At 58.4% G+C, this 21,261-nt stretch carries 15 protein-coding genes; 5 read left to right on the top strand and 10 right to left on the bottom strand.

Annotation, left to right across the window (positions count from 1 at the left end):
- Window positions 1-54 precede the first annotated feature (54 nt).
- Entirely contained in the window at window positions 55-1,242 is a 1,188-nt protein-coding gene (locus tag QSJ36_RS09235) for a hypothetical protein (protein WP_285468401.1), read from the bottom strand.
- Window positions 1,243-1,424: 182 nt separating this feature from the next.
- Between QSJ36_RS09235 and QSJ36_RS09230 the strand changes: the two genes are divergently transcribed.
- On the top strand, window positions 1,425-2,303 hold the full coding sequence (locus QSJ36_RS09230; protein WP_285468400.1) for a fumarylacetoacetate hydrolase family protein: 879 nt from the start codon (window positions 1,425-1,427) through the stop codon (window positions 2,301-2,303).
- A gap of 200 nt (window positions 2,304-2,503) precedes the next feature.
- Window positions 2,504-2,872, top strand: a complete 369-nt coding sequence (locus QSJ36_RS09225; protein ID WP_215442733.1) for a rhodanese-like domain-containing protein — start codon at window positions 2,504-2,506, stop codon at window positions 2,870-2,872.
- A 187-nt stretch (window positions 2,873-3,059) separates the two neighbouring features.
- Here QSJ36_RS09225 and QSJ36_RS09220 read toward each other — a convergent pair whose 3' ends face one another.
- The 9 genes from QSJ36_RS09220 to QSJ36_RS09180 form a co-directional block, all read right to left on the bottom strand.
- Window positions 3,060-3,851 (bottom strand): PEP-CTERM sorting domain-containing protein, encoded by a 792-nt coding sequence (locus QSJ36_RS09220; protein ID WP_250715126.1) that lies wholly within the window; start codon window positions 3,849-3,851, stop codon window positions 3,060-3,062.
- 363 nt (window positions 3,852-4,214) lie between these two features.
- Window positions 4,215-6,797 carry an ATP-dependent Clp protease ATP-binding subunit gene (locus QSJ36_RS09215; RefSeq protein ID WP_022397025.1) on the bottom strand — a complete coding sequence of 861 codons (2,583 nt, stop codon included), beginning with the start codon at window positions 6,795-6,797 and terminating at the stop codon, window positions 4,215-4,217.
- Between the two features lie 27 nt (window positions 6,798-6,824).
- Window positions 6,825-7,880: a protein arginine kinase gene (locus QSJ36_RS09210; protein ID WP_102721370.1), complete on the bottom strand. Its 1,056-nt coding sequence runs from the start codon at window positions 7,878-7,880 to the stop codon at window positions 6,825-6,827.
- A gap of 5 nt (window positions 7,881-7,885) precedes the next feature.
- On the bottom strand, window positions 7,886-8,377 hold the full coding sequence (locus tag QSJ36_RS09205; protein WP_102721371.1) for a UvrB/UvrC motif-containing protein: 492 nt from the start codon (window positions 8,375-8,377) through the stop codon (window positions 7,886-7,888).
- Window positions 8,378-8,489: 112 nt separating this feature from the next.
- A complete protein-coding gene (locus QSJ36_RS09200) occupies window positions 8,490-9,353 on the bottom strand; it encodes a metal ABC transporter permease (RefSeq protein ID WP_022397028.1) in 864 nt (287 codons plus the stop codon).
- Window positions 9,350-10,156, bottom strand: a complete 807-nt coding sequence (locus QSJ36_RS09195) for a metal ABC transporter ATP-binding protein (protein WP_253231518.1) — start codon at window positions 10,154-10,156, stop codon at window positions 9,350-9,352. Before QSJ36_RS09195 ends, QSJ36_RS09200 begins: the two co-directional genes overlap by 4 nt.
- Window positions 10,147-10,581, bottom strand: coding sequence for a hypothetical protein (locus QSJ36_RS09190; protein ID WP_102721372.1), 435 nt, complete (start codon window positions 10,579-10,581; stop codon window positions 10,147-10,149). The genes QSJ36_RS09195 and QSJ36_RS09190 overlap by 10 nt, the downstream gene beginning before the upstream one ends.
- The gene (locus tag QSJ36_RS09185) at window positions 10,578-11,510 is read right to left on the bottom strand and encodes a metal ABC transporter substrate-binding protein (protein ID WP_285468394.1); all 933 of its coding nucleotides are present in this window, start codon (window positions 11,508-11,510) and stop codon (window positions 10,578-10,580) included. Before QSJ36_RS09185 ends, QSJ36_RS09190 begins: the two co-directional genes overlap by 4 nt.
- A gap of 67 nt (window positions 11,511-11,577) precedes the next feature.
- Window positions 11,578-14,199, bottom strand: a complete 2,622-nt coding sequence (locus QSJ36_RS09180) for a DUF2339 domain-containing protein (RefSeq protein ID WP_285468393.1) — start codon at window positions 14,197-14,199, stop codon at window positions 11,578-11,580.
- 314 nt (window positions 14,200-14,513) lie between these two features.
- Between QSJ36_RS09180 and QSJ36_RS09175 the strand changes: the two genes are divergently transcribed.
- The 3 genes from QSJ36_RS09175 (at window position 14,514) to QSJ36_RS09165 (ending at window position 20,873) form a co-directional block, all read left to right on the top strand.
- Entirely contained in the window at window positions 14,514-17,375 is a 2,862-nt protein-coding gene (locus QSJ36_RS09175; RefSeq protein WP_285468392.1) for a beta-N-acetylglucosaminidase domain-containing protein, read from the top strand.
- 307 nt (window positions 17,376-17,682) lie between these two features.
- Complete coding sequence (gene recJ, locus QSJ36_RS09170; RefSeq protein ID WP_285468391.1) at window positions 17,683-19,365, top strand: single-stranded-DNA-specific exonuclease RecJ; 1,683 nt, start codon at window positions 17,683-17,685, stop codon at window positions 19,363-19,365.
- Between the two features lie 347 nt (window positions 19,366-19,712).
- Window positions 19,713-20,873 carry a 2-isopropylmalate synthase gene (locus tag QSJ36_RS09165; protein WP_102731430.1) on the top strand — a complete coding sequence of 387 codons (1,161 nt, stop codon included), beginning with the start codon at window positions 19,713-19,715 and terminating at the stop codon, window positions 20,871-20,873.
- Window positions 20,874-21,261: the final 388 nt, after the last annotated feature.

Here is a 21,261-nt window from a genome sequence, read left to right as displayed (position 1 = left end):
TTGTATAATTACCTATGAATAAATAAAAATAATTGAATAGTTTTAATATATGTATTATTTTTTAAGTATTCTGTTATCGTTTTTCTCGGAAAAAGCGATCATTGATTTCCAGAAGTTATATGCTGGTACTTCGGTAAACCAACCAGGTTTTGCTGACTGTATGTTTTTGTAATATAATTTCTTAGCATTATCTCGTTCTTTTAGAAGAGATATTCTATGTTTTTTTCTATCTTTCAATAAAATATTAAATTTATTATCCCAATCCTTAGTTAATTCCCTTGGTAATATATCATATAACATTATCATTATATCTTTATCTAAATAAATATTCACAAAATATTCCTTGTCTGAAATATTAGGAAGAAGGCTGTATTGATTTATTTCACTATTCATACCATATAGAGCCACCATATTATAGTAGTTTTGGATGTTCTTTAAATAATATTCTATAGCTTCATTTGTATTTACAATTCCATTTCTTTTAGGATTACATTGATTATTGACTTGAGCTAAAAATGATTTTAGAATGTATTCTTCGTCTTTATCTGAAATTCCAATAAATTTTGTATGATTTTCTTTCTCTATTGGTATGGATTTTAAATTCCAATTTAAAAATTGATCAATTTTTTCTTGAGAAATATCAGCCATCACATAAAAATATCCTTCAAAGATTTCTATAATTTTACGGCAGCAAACTGCCTTTTCAGATTCAAATAATTCTTTTCCTCCTTTTAATAAATTAGCTCTTTGTATATTATACTGTATTCTGTTAAACGTATCAGTTATATTGTTTGCATCTATTGCAATTTTTTGTATCTCTCTAGTTTCTTTAACAGCTTCTTCAGCAGCAGCAGCCGATTTTTCTGCCGCCTTAATAGAATTCTTGGTCATATCGTTCGCTATTGCGGACAAACGGTTAGCTTTTTCAGCAGCAGCGGCCGATTTTTCTGCTGCCTTAATAGAATTCTTGGCTATCTCGTTTGACTCATCTGATTTTTGAAGTGCTTGATTTGCAATTTCAATGCTTTTATGAGCATAAATTATATTTGATGTTGCTATAAGAATGGAAATTATAGCAATAAATACGGGCCATTTTTCCCACCACATAGCCTTCCGTTTTTCGTTTCCGGTGTCCGTTCCCTTTTCTTTGATCCCATTTTCGATTGGTATGACTTTAGACTGATTAGTGGGATTTCTATTATTAGCAGTTTGCTTTGGTAATCTTGTTTTGGAAGTTTTCATAGGATTTAAATTAAAAAAATATGTGTAGATTTATGTTATATAAAAAAAATCCATTTTCAATAAATATCTATAAACATTTAAAATCTAATTAGTTAAATGATTTAATTTGTGTAAAAATGGTATTTTCTAAGTATGACAAGTCTAATATTTGTCGATACGATTTCTTTTGTTATAAAAGTTAGATGCAAATCAGATTTTACCTGAATGACCAGGCGGAACGCATCATGGCCCTGTGGAGCGAAAGCCGCGGGGAGTACCTGGTGGCGGATTCCGTGTTTGCGGAGGTGGATGCCTGCATTTGCGGGGAAACGGATTCCAGCGGAGAGGAGATGAAGCGCATCGCTGCGTTTCTGGATAATCCAGCCGCCAAGGCTGTAGATCCTGACTGGATGATTGATACCGCGCTGCCCTGTTCCCCCTCCAAGCTGGTGTGCCTGGGAAAGAGCTATGCGGACCACGCGAAGGAGTTTGACGGCGATCCCGTGCAGGAGCCGGCCATTTTCCTGAAGTCCCCTTCCGCCATTACCTCCTGCAGCGACGTCGTTTTATACCCGCCCGGGTGTGACAAGCTGGATTATGAGATTGAACTGGCCGTAGTGATCAAGAATGTGCTGAAGAACGCTTCTCCGGAGGAAGCTGCGCTGGCCATCAGCGGCTATACCCTGATGTGCGATTATTCGGAAAGGGCCAACCAGCTGGAACATGGCGGCCAGTGGACCAAGGGGAAGAGCTACGACAGCTTTGCCCCGATGGGCCCCACTTTTATTTCCGCGGAGGAACTGGGGGACGGCTCCGGTATTCCGCTTGAATTGAAGGTGAACGGGGAAGTTCGCCAGCAGGGCAATACGGACGGCCTGATCTGGCCCGTTCCTCGCCTGATTGCCTATATTTCCCGTTTCATGACCCTGTGGCCGGGAGACGTGGTTTCCACCGGCACTCCGGGAGGCGTGGGCATGGGAATGAATCCTCCGGGTTATTTGAAGCCCGGGGACGTGGTGGAGTGGGGAAGCCCCGCTTTCGGCTATGCCTCCCAGGCTGTGGTGATTGATGACGAGGAGTAGGCCGGGCGTTCAAGCCTTTCAGGAAGTGGAGAAGGGAAAGGCTTCTCCGCGCGTGGACTGTGTTTTCTCCTGTCGCCGGAGCATCGTTTTTCCGGAGGACGGCCCCGCCGGTGTGGAGTGGGCAGCAAATACTGGCGGCATCCGGAAGAAAGGCATTGTTTTCTCTTGATTCCTCCGCCATGGTTTAGTGAAGTGGATGCGTGAAAAACGTGGTTCTGTACGTGGTGATGGTGACCGGGCTGACGGCCCTCTTCGTCTGGCTGAAGGGGAGGAACACGGAACGTGCTCCGGCTTCCTCCGCCATGGTGGTGTCTCCGGAGGATGACGCCGCGCACGATGTCGTGCTGGTGGATGTCCGTACCCCGGAGGAATACCGCGCGGGCCACAAGGAGGGAGCCTTGAATATTCCGGTGGATGAGGTGGAGCAGCTGGCTCCTCAACTGCTTCCGGACAAGAATGCCGTAATTCTGTTATATTGCCGGACGGGCAAGAGGGCGGACAAGGCGATGGAAACCCTCAGGAAAATGGGGTATTCCCATTTGGAGAACCTGCACCGGTTTGAGATGTAGCCCTCGGCCCGTTTTGCCGGTGCGCGGAGCCCGGAATGCGTACGGCCATGCCGGTTCCGGTTTGCGGAGCATTGTTTGATGTCAAAAGCACAGGCCATGAAATCCATCCATGCCTGTCCTGTAAATAAATCAAGCTCCGGACGCCCTGTAGAAGAACGGCCGGAGCTTGATGAAAATGAGGCAGGGTTTATGCCCGTTTGCGGCGCATCAGCAGAGCGCCCAGGCCCAGCAGTCCGAGGCTGGCCGTGGCCGGTTCCGGAACGGAGGCCAGCGCCAGGGCATTGATGCTGCCGCTTCCGCCCTGGGACTGGATATTGAGCTGGGTTCCGTCGGCAGCCACGTCGAATGTATAGGTCACTACCATCCAGTCTCCGGTATGCGTGTTGCCCGTGACGGTGGCGCCGTTCAGCGTAGCGCCGGACCCGGTGGAGTAGTCGTCCAGGCTGGCGGAAATGTTGGAGATTCCGGTGCCGTCAAGGCTGAAGGAAGAAGTGTTGCCCGCACCGTAGTTGTTTCCGCGTCCCACCAGCATGGTCAGCGTGTAGGTGCCGGCGGACAGGTTGTTCAGGGACATCGTGAAGTTGCCGTTGGCACTGTTTCCATTGATGACGCCGCCCATCGGGTTGCCGGTGGTCATATCCTGGCCGAAAACATCGTAAAACTTGTTGCCCTGGCCCAGAGCGGAGTCTTTGGCGGAACCATCCGTCAGAACGCCTCCGCTCCCGCAGCAGACGCCGCCGGTCGTCAGGGTGATGCCGGTAGCGTCGCCTCCGCTGGTCACCAGTGTTCCGGAAGTGTAGGAAGAGGAGCTGCCCGTGGAGATTTTGTTCACTTGTTGTCCGGATTCCCCTAGATACGTGCCGTCCACAATGGAGGTGCCATTGCCCGAATTGATCCCGAACGAAATCAGAACGGTGGAGGCTTCAGCCGCAACCGCTGCTGCCGCCATGGTTGCCAGAATGAATAATGTCTTCTTCATGCTATCAATGAGATACGTGATTGGAAATGATAGAACACCCTTCCTAGGAGTAGATAAATAGCGAATTATAAATCCGTGACGTTTAAAAATCAAAATCAAGATTTATTCAATAAGTAAAAAGGCTTTTATCCCAGCCTTGGAAAGTGCTGTTCCACCGTTGCCGGATAAGACTGTTTTTTCCCGGCAATTCTGGACAATGCCGCCCGGGCAGGAATCGTTCCTCTCCCTTTCCTGACGGCAAGCCCATAGAAGGGAGCGGGATGAAGATTCCTCCCGTTCCGGCGGGACGGCATTCCCTTCAAAGAAGAAAACCCTCCGCATGGAGTCATGCGGAGGGTTCCTGTTTAATTGTTGTCCGTAAGGTTATTCCGCCTTCGGCTTGCGGGGAGTCCTTTTACGGGGAGTTTTGGTTTTCGGAGCCGCCTTGTCCTTGACGTGCAGGAAGGTGAGCGTTTCCGTTCCGTCCGTTTCCACGGCTTCAATCTTGTCGCCTGGTTTCACGTCTCCCCTCAGCAGGGATTCCGCCAGGGGGTCTTCCAGCAGCCGTTCGATGGCGCGGCGCATCGGGCGCGCGCCGTACTGCGGATCGTAGCCGTTTTTGATGATCAGGCTCAGGGCTTCCGGGCTCAGGGCCAGCGTGATGTTCTTGGTCTTGAGGCGGGAGATGAGCTTGTCCGCTTCCAGCTGTACGATGCGTTCCAGGTCGTCCCGTTCCAGCATGCGGAAAACGGAGATGTCATCAAAGCGGTTCAGGAATTCCGGGCGGAATTGCTTGCGCGCCGCTTCCAGAATCTTTTCCTTCATGGCGGCGTAGTCCGCATTGTCGGCAGACATGGCGCCGAAGCCCATGGCGCTCTGCCGCTTGGCGGAGGCGGCCCCCACGTTGGAGGTCAGGATGATGATGGTGTTGCGGAAGTTGATCTTGCGTCCCAGGGAGTCCGTCACGCTGCCTTCCTCCAGAATCTGGAGAAGCAGGTTCATGACGTCCGGGTGGGCCTTTTCCACTTCGTCAAAGAGGATAACGGAATAGGGCCTGCGCCGGACGGCTTCCGTGAGCTGGCCGCCTTCGTCATGGCCTACGTAGCCGGGAGGCGAGCCGATGAGGCGGGACGTGGTGTGTTTTTCCATGTACTCGCTCATGTCCACCTGAATAAGGGCGTCCGCGGTGCCGAACATGATTTCCGCCAGGTTGCGGGCCAGGTAGGTTTTGCCCACCCCGGTGGGCCCCAGGAAGAGGAAGGAGCCGATTGGGCGGCGCGGGTCTTTGATGTCCGCGCGGCTGCGCCGCAGGGCGCGGGCGATGGCGGAGGCCGCCTCATCCTGGCCGATGACCTTGCTTTTCAGTTCTTCCTCCATGCGCAGGAGCTTGGTGGTTTCCTTTTCCTCCATCCGGGCCAGCGGAATGCCGGTCCATTTGGCGAGCACGCTCATCACGTCTTCATCCGTTACGGGGACGTAGTTGGTCTCGTAGGAGTTGCGCCAGGTGTCCAGCATGTTCTGGAGTTCCGCCTTGGCCTGTTTTTCCTCGTCGCGGAGGCGGGCGGCTTCCTCAAAGAGCTGGCCGTCCACGGCCTTGTCCTTGCGTTCCTTGATTTCCTCAATGCGGACTTCCATCTCGCTGATGTGGTCCGGGCGGGTCATCTGGGAGACGCGCTTGCGCGCTCCCGCTTCATCCAGGATGTCGATGGCCTTGTCCGGCAGGAAGCGGCCCGTCAGATAGCGGTGGGAGAGCTTGGCTGCGGCTTCCACGGCCTCTTTCGTATAATGAACCTTGTGGTGTTCCTCATACTTGGGCTGGATGCCGGCCAGGATCTGGATGGTATCCTCCACGGAGGGTTCCCCCACCTGCACCTGCTGGAAGCGGCGTTCCAGGGCGGCGTCCTTCTCAATGTGTTTTCTGTATTCATTGAGCGTGGTGGCGCCTATGGCCTGGAGCTCCCCGCGGGAGAGGGCGGGCTTGATGATGTTGGAGGCGTCCATGGAGCCTTCCGCGGAGCCCGCGCCCACGATGGTGTGCAGCTCGTCAATGAAGAGGATGACGTTGCCTTCCCGGCGTATTTCATCCATCACGGCCTTGAGCCGTTCTTCAAACTGGCCGCGGTACTTGGTGCCCGCCACCATCAGAGCCAGGTCCAGGGAGATGACTCTCTTGCTGCGCAGGAGTTCCGGAACGTGGCCCTGGGCTATTTCCTGGGCCAGCCCTTCCACGATGGCGGTCTTGCCCACTCCGGCTTCACCGAGCAGGACGGGGTTGTTCTTGTTCCTGCGGCACAGGATCTGGATGACGCGCTCAATTTCGGAGGCACGGCCAATCACGGGGTCCAGCTTGCCGTCCCGGGCCAGCTGGGTCATGTCCCGGCCGAAGGCCTGGAGAGCGGGAGTCTTGGATTTCTGCTGCCGGGAGTAGGGGGGGGAGGAAGGTTCGTCCGTCGGGATGGCGGGGGATTCGTTTTCCTCCTCGTCGTCATCGTCGTCCGGGATGATGTTGTCTTCATCCGCATCCATCTGGTATTTGGGCGTCAGTACGTCCAGCAGCTCGCGCCGCGCCTGTTCCAGATCCACGCCGAAGTGGCGCAGAATCTGGCCGGCCACGCCGTCGCCGTCCCGGATGAGGCCCAGGAGCAGGTGCTCCGTGCCCACATACGTGTGGTTGAGTTCCTGGGCTTCCCGGTTGGCCATCGCCAGGACCTTGCGGACTCTGGGGGTGTACGGGATGTTGCCCTCCGCCTGGGGCTCCGTGCCCCGGCCTATTTGTTCCTCCACCTGCCTGCGCACGGCGGTAAGCTCCACCCCCAGGTTTTCCAGGATGGTGACGGCTACGCCCTTGCCCAGCTTGAGCAGCCCGAGGAGCAGGTGTTCGGTCCCTATATAATGATGATTGAAGCGGTCCGCTTCCCGGCGCGCATGCGCCAGCACTTGTTGCGCCCTAGGCGTAAAGTTGTTCATGTATTGTAAAGAAGTTTTGTTGTTGCATCAGTTTCCGGAAAGTTCCTTCCGGATAATGTCCGCACGGATCTGGTCCCTGTCTTCGGGAGTTGTCTGGTCCGTAGTGGACAGGCGGGCCAGGTGGGCCGGCTGAATGTTCAGTATGGTTTTATTGACGTTTTTTAATGCCTGGTGGGAAAAGATGTCCAGGGATGCTCCCATCCGGAGGAAGGAGAGCAACGCCAGCGCCTCCTGCGTGGATAGCAGGGTGGCGTTGGTCAGGAGGCCGTAGGCGCGGGAAACGCGGTCTTTTACCTGGAGCGAGGAAGCCTGGAGCAGCCGCCTGCGGGCGTTCCATTCCTGGTGGGCCAGGTCGGAGGTGAAGCGGGTCATGCGTTCCACGATCTGGTCCTCGCTGTCTCCCAGCGTGGTCTGGTTGGAAATCTGGAAGAGATTGCCGGTGGCTTCCGTCCCTTCTCCGTACAGGCCGCGGACAGTGATGTTGAGCTGCACGGCCGCCTGGACGACCTGTTGCATCTGTTCGGAGATGACGAGGCCCGGCAGGTGCATCATCACGGAGGCCCTCATGCCCGTGCCCAGGTTGGTGGGGCAGGCGGTGAGGTAGCCCAGCCGCGTGTTGTAGGCGTACGGGAGCCTGGCTTCCAGTTCGGAGTCTATTTTGGAGATGGCTCCCCATGCTTTTTTAAGCTGGATGCCGGGCAGGATGTACTGAAGGCGCAGGTGGTCCTCCTCATTGAAGAGGATGCTGGCGTTCTGGCTGCGTGAGATGAGAACGGCGCAGCCTTCCGAGCGCGCGGCCAGTTCCCGGGAAATGAGGTGGCGTTCCACCAGCAGCTGTTTTTGCTGCTGGGTGAGTCCGGAGAGTTCCGCGTAATAGCCTCCCTTCATGACGGGGATTTGGCGCGCTTCACCGGAGGTGAGCTTCAGCGTTTCCTCCCTCTGCTGGCGCGTGGCCCAGCCGGGAAAAGGGGTGGCGGTCAGATTGCGTGCCAGGCGGATGCGGGAGGTGAGAACGATGTCGTGTTCATCCCGTGATTCCACCATCCATTTGGCGGGGTTGTTTAGTAAGTCGTCAAAGAGCATGTACGTTAATTGGTCGGCGTGCGCAATTGCTTGATTTGATCGCGGAGCTTGGCCGCGCGTTCATAATCCTCTCTTGCCACTGCCAGGGAAAGTTGTTGTTCCAGATCACTGATGGTATGGGTTTCCGTTTCGCGCTTTTCCGCCCGTTCGGGCGTTTTTCCGTGATGGTGGGAATCAGGCTGAATCTGGGTGAGAAGAGGGAGTATCTCTTCTTCAAAGACGTTGTAGCATTCACTGCAGCCCAGGCGTCCTACATTTTTGTAATCCTGAAGGGTGAAGGAGCAGATCGGGCAGCTTGTGAGCGGTAGGGACTGCAGGGCCGGAATGGGGGCGGCGGGGTCCGCCGCGCCTTCCTTGCCGAACTGGCCCTGAAGGTTCGGGAACAGTTTCTCCGCCAGATCAAAGGCGTCCGGGTCCAGCAGGCCCCGCTCCTGGGCGCATTTGGCGCAGAGGCAGAATTTGGTGGATTTCCCGTTGATGATCTGTGTCAGGAACACCGTTGCCGGTGCAGAGCATATCTCACATTTTTTCACAACCCGCATTATAATGGCGACCCCCACGGCGGACTAGTAGTCTGCGTGTCATGGATTGTCATGAAAACGGGCCTTGTTATTGTACGGAGGAAGAATTCTTTCTGCGCTGTTTTAGAAGCCCGCACCGTGATGAATACAAGTAGGCTGCGCAGAAGAAGGTTCCCAGCACCAGAATGATGGTTGCGCCCAGGTGCCAGCCCAGCGGGAAGGACAGGTAAAAGGCCAGCAAAGAGCCCAGTCCACCGATGATTCCGCCCCCCCAGAAGAGGTGGGAAGGCTTGTTGGTGAGCATGTACACCGTGGCGGCGGGACCGACGAGAAGCCCCAGCGTCAGGAACGCCCCCACGGCCTGGAGGGAAGAGACGAGCACCAGGATGATGAGGGTGAAGATGCCGTAGCTGATGAGGCGGGAGGGAATGCCCAGCGTGGTGGCGATGTCCGGGTCAAAGAGGTAGATCAGGATGGGGCGGCGGAAGAGCAGCAGGATCAGGACGCTGACGGAACTGATGGCGAAGGCGATCCACAGGTCGGAGTCGGACAGGCTCATGATGGAGCCGAACAGCCAGTCGTCAATTTTCTGCTGCAGGCCCAGCCGCACCAGTACGATGAAACCCGCAGCGAAGGCCGTGGTGTGCAGGATGGACAGGGCGGTATCCTGGTTCAGCCGGGACGTGCGGGAGACGAAGAGGGAACCCAGGCCCACCAGCAGGGCGGCCACCACGGCCCCCGTCAGGAGGCTCCAGCGGGTGAGGCCGAAGAGGAGCACCGCCACCGCTATGCCCGGCAGCAGGGCGCAGGAGAGCGTGCCGATCTGGAGGGCCGATTTTTTCAGGATGACCAGCCCGCTGACGAAGCCGTTGGCGAAGCCGATCATGACGCATGCCAGCAGGGAGCGCTGCGCGATGGGTTCGCGGAGGAATTGAAGAAAGTCGTCCATCATGAAACTTGGGTTTCCGGTTGAGGTTCCATTCCATACGTCTCCCGGATGCGTGAGGGAGCAAGCACTTCCCCCGGGGGGCCGAAGGCGACCAGCTCGCGGTTCATCAGCAGGATGGCGTCAAAAATGTCCGCCGCCGTGTTCAGGTCGTGATGGGAGGCGATGACCAGCCGTCCTTCCGCCGCCAGGGAATCCAGCAGCCGCCCCAGGGACTGGCAGGCCGGGGCGTCCAGCCCTGTGAAGGGTTCGTCCAGCAGCAGGACGTGGGCTTCCTGCGCCAGGGCGCGCGCCAGGAATGCCCGCTGCTGCTGCCCTCCGGAAAGTTCTGAAATCTGGCGGTCCGCCAGGGATTCCATGCCCAGCGCGTGAAGGGATTTTTCTACGATGTCCCGGTCATGGCGCCCGAATTTTTTCCACAGTCCCAGGGACGGATAGCGGCCCATTTCCACCAGCGCGCGAACGGTGATGGGAAAGGACCAGTCCACGTCGGAACGCTGGGGCAGGTAGGCGATTTCTCCCGGCGTATCGTGAAGAGGGCTGCCGTTCCACAGGATTTCCCCGGAATCAGGACGGAGCAGTCCGGCCAGGGCCTTGATCAGCGTGGATTTTCCCGCGCCGTTGGGGCCCATCAGGGCCAGCGTGTGGCCGCAGGTGATGGAAAAGCTGATGCCGTCCAGGGCAAGAAGGCTCCCGTAATACACGCTGAGGTTCCGCACTTCCAGCCGGTGGCGGTCCGGGTGGCTGGCATGCGCGCCCCAGCAGATGTGGTCCTGGGCGCAGTGGGGGGCTGGACTGTTTATTTCCATGAGAAGGAGTAGCTGTCGTTCAGGGAAGGGCCGAAGGACCAGCGGGTGGCGGAGGAGGACGGCCTGCCCTCCGGTTCCAGTTCCAGCGTAACGGGGGTGTCCGGCGTGCCTTCCGGCCAGCGGGCGGAAACGGTGAGCGTCACGGAGCCGTCTTCCAGCGGAAGGCCGCATTCCACTTCTTCATGCAGGCCGGGCGTCCCGGATTGCCAGAGGACACGGCCTCCATGGGAGATGGAAAGAAATTCCGGACGGTGGGCGCACCTGACCGTGATGACCGTGGGAACGTCCGCGGCCTGCGCCGCGGGGGAGGAGAGGTCCGCTTCCTGTGCTCCGGGGGTGCCTGCCGTCATGTTATAAAGGAAGAACCCCAGCAGGATGACGACTCCCAGAGTAGGGAAAAACTGGCGCAGGGGCGTGCTGGTCATGGCCTGGGGGACGGGGAAAGGGCTTCCTTGATGATGCCGACGTTTTGCTTGAACATGGACTCGAACGTATGGCCGTCCGGAGCCAGCCCGTCGGTATTGATCGGCTTGGCAACGGGGATGTTCAGGGATTTGGCGATCTCCGTGAGGCTCTTGGGGTTGGAGGAATATTCCGGGAACAGGGCCTTTACCCCGGCTGCGCGCAGCTTCTTCAGCGTGGAGGCCAGCTGGGCGGAATTGCCTTCGTCTTCACGGCTCACCCCCTGGATGCTGATGCTGCGGAAGCCGAATTCCTTGCAGAAATGGTTCATGGCCGCGTGCCCCGTCACCAGGATGCGGTCCGCTTCCGGAATGTCCGCAAGCTCCTTCCTGGCCCAGGAGGAAAGCTGGTCCATTTTTCTGTTCCACCGGGCCAGTCCGGCCTTGTAATCCTGCTCATGGGCCGGGTCCATCCGCGTGAGCGCGGCGGCCAGGGCGCGGGCGGCGCGTTTCATATTGGCCGGGGTGTGCCACCAGTGGGGATCGTTGGGGCCGTGGGCGCAGCAGTCCCCGTCGTGCCCATGGTCATGGTCTGCGGTGTCCGCCGCCACGGGAACGTCCGGAATGGAGGCCCCCAGGTCCAGAATTTGCGCCCTGCCGCCCAGGGCGTCCTTCAACTTGGGAAGGTACGGCTCCAGATTCTTGCCGGAGGCCAGAACCAGGCGCGCCTGCCCGGCGGCGGCGATATCCTGCGGAGCGGGTTCAAAGCTGTGCAGGTTGCCGTTGGGGCGCAGCAGGTCCGCCACCTGCACGTGGCTGCCGCCGATGGCGCGGGCCATATCCCCCAGAATTGGGTGCAAGGCCGCGATTTTCAGGCTGGGGACGTCCTGGGCCTGAAGAGTGCAGAACAGGCCCAGAAGACACAGAAAAGGAATCAGAATGCGCCGGAGCATGTTCCGCATTATGAACCGCCCTTCAAGTGATGCAATGGTCAAATTTGTCTTCCAAAGTGAGATGACGCTAACTTTTCGGAGCCTCTCCCTGGCTCTTCTTTTTGTTCCTCAGCTTCATGGTGAACTTCTGGTACAGGAAGGAGGAGATGAGCACGATGGCGGCCAGCCCCACCAGGGCTCCCACGCGGTAGAGCTGCCCGAGGCTGGAAATATCATAACAGACGGCTTTCAGCAGGGTGATGCCCAGCAGGGCAAGCCCCGCCATGCGCACCCTGGAAGACCTGATGTCAAATCCCGTGGCGATCAGCCCCAGGGCGAAAAGGCTCCAGGCGATGGAAATGGTCAGGTCCTGCGCCACGCTGCTCCCTAACTGGATCATCAGCGGGCGGTCTCCCGGCGCGGCGAAGCCGCAGGATATTTCCGTATTCATCCAGATGAAAAGCAGGATGGCCCCGAAAATATTCAGGGCCGCGACAAGAACGCGGAGGCCGGAGCTGCGGCCCCCCCGCAGGCGTGGCGTCACTTTCTTCTGGACCCACCAGGCTCCGGCCATGCAGCAGAAAACCATGGTGGCGAACATCGTGCGCAGGGCCGGCATTCCGGCAGGGTCAAGTTGCACGAAGGCTTGCGACAGGCCGTTGCGGACGAACAGGAAGGCCAGCAGGAAAAATCCCGTCCAAGCCAGCCTGGGCAGGGGAAATTTGCCGCACAGCAGCAGAAGGGCCAGCCCTTCCAGGGACCAGGCTACGGTCAGGGGGGCGCCCGTCCACTGGAGGCCGATGGCCAGCGTCAGCATGCCGATGGCTGCTCCATAATAAAAGCAGAGGATGGCGGAACGCTTCAAAAGCGTTTCCTCCGGCAGCCGCCGCAGGGCCAGGGCCGCCAGCAGCGGAGGTGCCGCACAGGCAAGCGCGACGGTGGAATCCCATAAATGGGTGGCCTCGGGATGGTGGGCCGTTCCGAAGAGCCACCAGGAAAGGTAGAAGAGGGGGAATGCCAGGGCGGAGGCGCTCCAGGCCAGCAAGCCGCTGCGGAACCGCCGGACCAGCAGCAGGGGCAGCAGGAAGATCGCCAGGAAAATCACCGCGGAACCGGCAGGGTGGATGTCCTGATAGGACGCCGCAATCGTGTACCCGGCCGCCGCGGCCATCAGGGCCTGCCCTCTCCGGTGCCATGCCGCCATTCCGCAGAACGTGGCCGCCGTCAGGAAAACGTAAAAGGGGGAAGGTGAAAGCGGGTGCATGACCAGCAGCCACGCGAGAGCCGCCGTGGCGAAGCAGGAAATCCTGACGCCGGGCTGAAGCTCCGCCAGGTAGGCCCCTCCGGAAGGCGTGCGTGCGGACAGCACCGCATAAGACGCCGGAATCATAAACAGGCAGAAAAGGCCCTGGAGCTGGGAGGATATCCAGAGGGCAGATTGCGAGGCTTCTTCCGCGGAAGACTGGTAAAAATAGAAAACGGTGAAAAGCCCCATGGGAAGAAAGCAGGACCAATACGTGCTTTTGGCGCGGGCCAGCGGGAGCAGGGCGATCATGGGGAGCATGCCCGCCAGCAGGAGAAGCAGGTGGGAGGAAGGGGAAAGGAACCGGAAGCTGCACTCCGCCTGAAGGCGGAATGCCGTCAGGCAGGTGACCGCAATGGCGCAGAAGGCCAGCAGGAAGGGACCTCCCTTCCGGTCCGGTTCAGCCTGCCGTGTGCCGGCATAAAGGCCGTAGCCCCCGTACAGGAGCAGGGTGCAGATGGACAGGATGACGACGGCGAGAATATGGGAGGGGCCGCCGTATTCGTCAAACCAGCCCATCAGCAGGATGGTATAGGCAGCCAGTCCGGCTCCTCCGGCTCCTGTCCACCTGGTTGCGGCCACGACGGCTAGCAACCCGGCGTTCAGGATGGTCATGTACAGGAACAGGGAGGCCGTATGGTCCTGGCCGGTGGACAGGATGACCGGGGTCAGAAAACCGCCGATGATGCCCAGGAAGGCAATTATGCGGAACCGCATGCGCACCGCCAGGATGAAGGCCGCCGCCGTGGTGGCCGCCAGCAGAACGGTCGCGATGGCCGTCGTGAAGAAGGGAAGCTCGTAAAACATGCGTCCGGCGCAGGTAGCCAGGTACAGGACCAGGATGCCCGTGGAGGTCAGCGTGCCGGAAAGGATGGGGTACTTCTTCCTCAGCCGCGACAGGCCGGCGCCCAACAGGCCGGCGGCAGCCAGATACGTGAGGGTTACCCTCCATTCCGGAGAGATCAGATCATTGTCAATGCTGTACTTGACGAAGAACCCGGTTCCCAGAAACAGCACAAACCCTCCTATCCAGGAGAGCAGCTTGGCGCCGATGAAGTATTCCCAGGAAAAGGACGCGGGGCGCGACGGTGCGGGCCTGGCGTTCCGGACCGGCTGCAGGCTGTGCCGGGAGGGAAGGGCGCAGGCGGGTTCCCGTACCGGGGCGGCGGCAGGAAGCGTACGGATGGGCTGCACCGGACTTTCCACAGGGGGCGGAAGGCTCTTTCTGGTTTCCGCGGGGGGCCTTTGGGGGGAGGAACGGGAATTCAGACGTTCCTTTAATCCGGAGACTTCCGTTTCCAGAGTGCGGACTTTTTGTTCCAGAGAAACGACCTGGCAGGCCTTCACAAAGGTGAAGACCATTCCGGAAAGCAGGCCGAGGACCAGCAGAAGAATGAAAAATTCCATGGGGAGGGAAGGGGTAGGGAAAATGTATTCTACACCGGAAGAATGGGACTGCAAGACGCAAAAAGGTACATGGCCGCCTGTCCTGAAAGAGCCGCACGGAACCGTCGGCTGAAGGCCGTCCCGGCGGTGGATTTCATGCGGGGGGTGGAATGGGCCAAGGCGGCACAGGAAACGTTCGCGGGGAAGAGACCGGAAGGCGCGCCGCCTGGAAGCCCCCTTCCGCGCCTTTCCCGGGTTGACGTATTGAGGAATGGGTGCGGACGGTTTTTTCTTGAGGTGGAAAGTGTTTTCTGATTCCATTATCGCGCATCATCATGAATGGTTTTCAACTTCTTCAATGTGGTTTGAGCGTGGCTGCCCTGCTGGGCGGCTCCGCCCTTGCGGCGTCACCTGCCGTGTACCCGGTTCCCCAGCAGTCCAAGCTCTCCTCCCAGACGGTTGCTTTCTCCGGAAAGCCTTCCGTGGTGATTCGCTCCGCCAAGACGGCGGCCAGCAAGCTGCTGAACGGCGTTCCGGAAAAATCCGGGGCCTACAAGCTGGTCGTCTCCCCGCAGGGCAAAGTGGCCATAGGCGCCCATGACGAGCGGGGCGCTTTTTACGCCATGCAGACGCTACGGCAGCTCGGCACGAAGGCCGGCGGCGAAGGCGTGACCTTGCCCGTAGGGGAAATCACGGACTGGCCGGACATCGAATTCCGCGGAACGGTGGAAGGCTTCTACGGCACTCCATGGAGCCATGAGGCCCGTTTGAGCCAACTGCGCTTTTACGGCCAGAACAAGATGAACACATACATCTACGGGCCGAAGGACGATCCCTACCACTCCTCCCCCCACTGGCGGGACCCCTATCCCGCGGACCAGGCCGCTCAGATCAAGGAACTGGTGAAGGTGGCGAAGGAAAACCACGTGGACTTTGTCTGGGCCATCCACCCCGGCAAGGACATCAAGTGGACGGAAGAGGACATGAACAACGTCATCAAAAAATTTGAGATGATGTACAAGCTGGGCGTCCGGTCCTTTGCCGTGTTCTTTGACGACATCTTCGGCGAAGGAAAGAGGGGGGACATGCAGGCGCTCCTGCTCAACAAGATCAACAACGAATTCGTCAAGGTGAAAAAGGACGTCACCCCCTTGGTCATGTGCCCTACGGAGTACAACCGCGGCTGGGCGGACTCCAAGCCGGGAACCTACCTGGACATTCTGGGCGACCGTCTGGACCCCTCCATCCACGTCATGTGGACGGGGGATTCCGTCTGCCATGACATCACGCTGGAAGGCCAGCAATGGGTGAACAAGAGAATCAAGCGTCCCTCCTACGTCTGGTGGAACTTCCCCGTAACGGACTACTGCCGCTCCAACCTGTGCATGGGCCGCGTGTACGGCCTTGCCACGGAACCGGGCGCGAAGGAATCCATGGGCGGCTTCGTCTCCAACCCCATGGACAAGCCGGAGGCCTCCAAGGTCTCCCTCTTCGGCCTTGCGGACTACACCTGGAACATCAACGGCTTCAAATCGGAGGAATCCTGGAAGGAAGGCGTCAAGCGCCTGTTCCCGCAGGCGGCGGAAGCCATGCAGGTCTTTGTGAACCACAACTCCGACCAGGGGCCCAACGGCCACGGCTACCGCCGTGAGGAATCCGTGGAAATAGAACCCGTGGTCAAGCGCGTGCTGGAAGCCGCCCGGGAAGGCAAGGTGGCCAAAGCGGATACGGCCCTGCTCAAGAAGGAATTCGCCCGCATGGCCGCCGCCGCGCCCGTCATCCGGGCCAAGGCGGACAACCCCCGCTTGATGAAGGAAATCGGCGCGTGGGTGGATGCCTTTGAACAACTGGGCCACGCCGGCCAGCATGCCGTGGCGGCGCTGGAGGAAAACAACACCAGGGACGCCGTGACCCAGCTGGTGCAGGCCACGCAGGCCCTGGCGGCCATGGATGGCATTTCCCGCCGCCACAACCAGGAAGGCCAGTTGTACCGCTCCGTGGTGAAAACCGGTTCCCGGGTGATGACCCCCGCCGTCAATGAACTGGCGGACACCGTTTCCAAAAAAGTTTTCCCCGCTATTGCGGGCACTCCGGCCCTTTCCCCCAAGCCCCTGGTCAAGGGGGGCAATATGGACAAGGCGGAACTCTTTTGTGACGGAGACCGCGGCTCCTACTGGCATTCCGGCGCCTACGGCCAGCCGGGAGACTGGTATGGCGTGGACTACGGCATGCCGATTCCCGTACGGAGCGTGGAAGTGCTGATGGGCCGCAATGACAAGGACGGCGACTATGTAGCCAGGGGGCAGCTGGAAGGCTCCCGGGACCTGAAAACCTGGAAGCCGCTGGGACCGGAAACCTCCGGCATGCAGGTGGTATGGAAGGCGCCCAAGCCCGTCTCACTCCGTGCCGTGCGCTACCGCGTCATTGAACCGAAGAAAACGGACAACGGCCGCGCCGTCTGGACCGCCGTGCGTGAAATAGCCGTCAACACGCCTCCTTCAGCCATGGCCGCCTCCAACGTGGCGGGGCTGGAAGGCGTCTCCGTGCAGAAATCCGACAAAATCGTGCGCATCAACCGCGTGATGGAAACGCACAAAATGAAGCCCGGCGAATTCATCTCCCTGCAATTGGAAGGCCCCACGGACGCCACCTGGCTGGAAGTCAACCTGGAACGGGATGACGTCAACTCCTGGGCGGAAGTGGAGCTGGACGTGGAAGGCTCCGCCAAGCCCGTGGTGCAGAAGCTGGACAAGCAGGGTAAAAACTTCATTGCCAGGGCGAACCAGCTCCCCAAGGGAATCAAGGGCATGAAACTGGTCAACAAAAGCGGCAAGGAACAGGACATCGTTCTGAACATGTTCAAATTTGACGTTCCCCCGTCGGACCCCGGCACCAGCCTGGTCTCCCTGAGCGACAGGAACCTGAAAACGGTTTGCCGCGCCGACAAGCCGCTGGACGTGATCGTCCCCAATCTGGACAACCCCAAGGCTGCCAAGGTAGTCGTGGTAGGGTCCGCCGCCTTCGCCATCCAGGCGCGCCGCGGCGAGGGATCCTGGACGCCGGTGGGCAAGCGGAACGCCGGACCCGGAGCTTCCGAGTTTGCCATTCCGGCCGGGACCACTGCCGTGCGCCTGACCTACAAGGCCCCCCAGCCGGACGCGATCATCAATGAGGTGATCTTTTCCTCCCGGAAATAGTTGTTTCAGGGCTGATGCCTGATGCTGCGGCTCCGTCCGGATTTTCCCCGGACGGAGCTTTTCTCTTTGAAAAGATGGAAATGCAGCGTGAAGGCCGTTTCCATGCATCATGGGGGAAGGAGGAACCCGCATTCCGGCGGGACCGGCGGCCATTCTCCCGGAAACAGGTTAGGCACCTTCTTCTTCCCGCTTTGGCAGCTTGTTGTGGAAACAACCTTGACCCTGTTGGATGCGGGGCTAAAATACTGCCATGACACCGGGCTTTCATTGGACTCTCCGCCCTTCCGTGAAGGAGGATGATCCGGTCTTGAAAGCGTTTCCCGCGGAACTGCCCCTGCTGGTCAAGCAGCTTCTGCTGCAGCGCGGATTCACCGGGGGGACGGAAACGGAGCTCTTTCTGGACCCCAGGCTCTCCCACCTGAGCGACCCTTTCCTGATGGGGGAAATGAGGGCCGCCGTGGAACGCATCTTCCAGGCCGTGGACGAAGGGGAAACCGTGTGCATTTACGGGGACTACGATGTGGACGGAGTCACCTCCGTGGCGCTTCTCCGGGCCATTCTGATGTCCTATGACCTGGACCCGCAATACTTCATCCCCGTCCGCTCACGGGAAGGCTACGGGCTCAGTGAAGCGGGCATAGAACGCTGCCTCTGCGAATGTGCGGAAAAGCCCAGCCTGCTCATTACGGTGGACTGCGGCACCTCCTCCGTGAAGGAAGTGGAGATGCTCAACAGCCTGGGAATAGACGTCATCATTCTGGACCACCATGAAGCGGGGCCGCTGGGCCGGCCGGACGCCGTAGCGGTGGTCAATGCCAAAATTGAGGAAAACAGCCCGTACACCTACCTGTGCAGCGCGGGCGTGGTCTTCAAGCTGGCGCACGCCCTGCTGAAGGACCGGAAGCTGAAAACCTTTGACCTGAAACTTTATCTGGACCTGGTGGCCGTGGCTACCGTGGCGGACATCGTCCCCCTGGTGGATGAAAACAGGATACTGGTGCGCCACGGCCTGGGAAGGCTGGCGCACAGCCGCCATACGGGCCTGAAAACCCTGACGGAAATAGCGGGCATCCGCCCTTCCGACTCCGCCAACCACGCGGGCTTCCTGAACGCCGCGCACGTGGGATTCAGGATAGGCCCCCGCATCAATGCCGCGGGGCGCATGGACTCCCCCATGGATGCGCTGGAACTTTTGCTGACCATGGACAACAGGCGCGCCGTGCAGCTTGCCCAGATGCTGGACTCCCACAACCGCAAGCGGCAGGAGGAAGAGGAAGCCATCCGTACGGATGCGGTGGAAATGCTTCACAACTCCTTTGATCCGGAGCGGGACAACGTCATCGTGCTGGGTTCCCGCGCGTGGCATCCCGGCGTGGTGGGCATCGTGGCCTCCCAGCTCATGAGGCGGTACCACAAGCCCACCTTCGTTATCGCCTTTGATGAAAGCGGCGTGGGGAAGGGGTCCGGCCGCTCCATTCCCGGCGTATCCCTGGTGCAGGCCATCCACCACTGTGCGGATACGCTGGTTTCCGGCGGCGGCCATGACATGGCGGCGGGCCTCGTGATTGAGGAAGCCCGCATGGATGACTTCCGCCGGGCCTTCAACCGGTACGTCTCGGAAACCACCACGGAGGAACAGCGCAGCCCCGTGCTCAACATAGACATGGAAGTCTCCTTCCAGGCGCTGACGCTGGACCTGCTGGACAGCTATGAAAAGCTGGAACCCTTCGGCAACTCCAATCCCCAGCCCCTCTTCATGAGTTCCGACGTCTTCCCCACGGAGCCGCCCAAGCGCGTGGGAACCAACCACCTGAAACTCTTCATGCGGCAGGGAATGGTGGAGCGTGACGCCATCTTCTTCAACGGGGCGGAGCGGGAACTCCCCAATCCCCCCTGGGACATCGCCTTTACGATTGACCGGAACGTGTACCGGGGCCGCGCCTCCCTGTCCATCTCCATTCAGGAAATACGCTCCCACCGGGAAATGTAGCTTCTCCTCAAAGGGGGGAGCGTGCACGGTTTTTTCTGCGGAAAAAGTCATGCATCCCGCCGTTCTTGACAAAACCGTGTCAAAAATGCATCGTCTGCCTTGTTCCTCCATTCAGGGCGGAGTTATGGTAAAAATAAGCAAGATGAACACCCTGTTCCTTCAAGGTCGTCTATTGCTGCTTCTCGGACGGTAGTCCGTGAAGATATCTTGATATGCGCCGGTGAGCCGTTCCGGCGCGAGGGAAGTAAACGGCTGGTCTTGATTTGCGCCAAAGGAATGATTCCATAACAGGAGCGTTTTCCGTGCGCAGTTTCCGAAGGAACGAACCCTTAACATTTTTTACTGTAATGAAAGAACATATACACATTTTTGATACGACGCTGAGAGACGGGGAACAGTGCCCCGGCGCGGCGATGACCGTGGAGCAGAAAATACAGGTCGCCATGCAGCTGGAAGCTCTGGGAGTGGACGTAATTGAGGCGGGCTTCCCCGTCATCTCGGACGGCGACTTCCACGCTGTCCGCACCGTGGCGGAACGCACGGAAAAAAGCCGCGTCTGCGGGCTGGCACGCTGCGTGGAGAAGGACATCGTTGTCGCCCATGAGGCGTTGAAGGCTGCCGGAGACCGGGAACGCATCCATCTGGTGGTGGCCACGTCCCCCATCCACCGGAAATACAAGCTGGAAAAAAGCCGGGGGCAAATCAGGGAAATGGCTGTCAAGGCCGTCGCCATGGCTTCCGGATTATGCGGGGAAGTGCAGTTCTCCGCGGAGGACGCCTCCCGAACGGAGCCGGAATTTCTGGCGGAAATGGTGGAAGCCGTGATTAATGCGGGCGCCGCCGTCGTCAACATTCCGGATACGGTGGGTTACACGATGCCGGAGGAATACTACCGCCTGATTTCCTACCTGAAATCCAATGTTCCCAATGTGAGCCGCGCCAGGCTGTCCGTCCACTGCCATGACGACATGGGAATGGCCGTAGCCAATTCCCTGGCAGCCATCCGCGCCGGAGCGCAGCAGGTGGAGGGCACTATCAACGGCATTGGTGAACGGGCCGGAAACACCGCTCTGGAGGAAGTCGTCATGGCGCTGCATTCCCGTCCGGATTTCTTTTCCGGTGCGGGGACCGGAATCCGGACGAAGGAACTGGTGAGGACCAGTCGCATGGTGGCCGCCATGAGCGGGTTGCCCGTCTCGCGCTCCAAGGCTGTGGTTGGGGCGAACGCCTTTGCCCACGGTTCCGGCATTCATCAGGACGGCGTTCTGAAGAACCGGAGCACTTATGAAATCATGGATCCGGAGGAAATCGGCTGGGGAGCTACGGAACTGCCCCTGACCAAGCATTCCGGGAGGCATGCCGTGAAAATGCGCTTGGATGCGCTGGGCTTCTCCGTTCCGGATACGGACATGCCGCGCCTGTTTGAACTGTTCAAGCAGCGTGGGGATCAGTGCAAGTTCGTGTATGACGACGACCTGGCCGCCATGGTGAACGCCATGCGCGCGTGAACCTCCTCCGTCCGGGAATTCTGCGGAGAATTCCCGGACGTTTTGTTTTTGTTCACGATGAAAGCCATCTCATCCTTTACGGTGAAGAATTCCTGTCAAGGGCGGGCTATCCTGGTTTGCTCCGGAAGGTTTACCATTTCTTTTTTGCTTCTTTTGCAGGCTGCGGGAGGGAATGGTGGACGAATGGATTTTTGTGCGGGAATGGTCTTCAAGGTTTTAATGCCGCCTTCATTCTGCCTGAAGAAGGCGCATGGCCGCCCCGCATAGCCGTCCTTGGGATTAGTGGAGAGTTGATGAAGCCGTGATTGATGCGGGCGCCGCCGCACCGTTTTGGTGGATGAAATTCCGCTGATGCGCAAAAAGTATTTTAAACAAGCATATTACGGGA

Source organism: Akkermansia sp. NBRC 115031, from assembly GCF_030268505.1.
GTDB classification, from domain to species: Bacteria; Verrucomicrobiota; Verrucomicrobiia; order Verrucomicrobiales; family Akkermansiaceae; genus Akkermansia; species Akkermansia massiliensis.
This window is presented reverse-complemented; position numbering and strand designations above follow the sequence as displayed.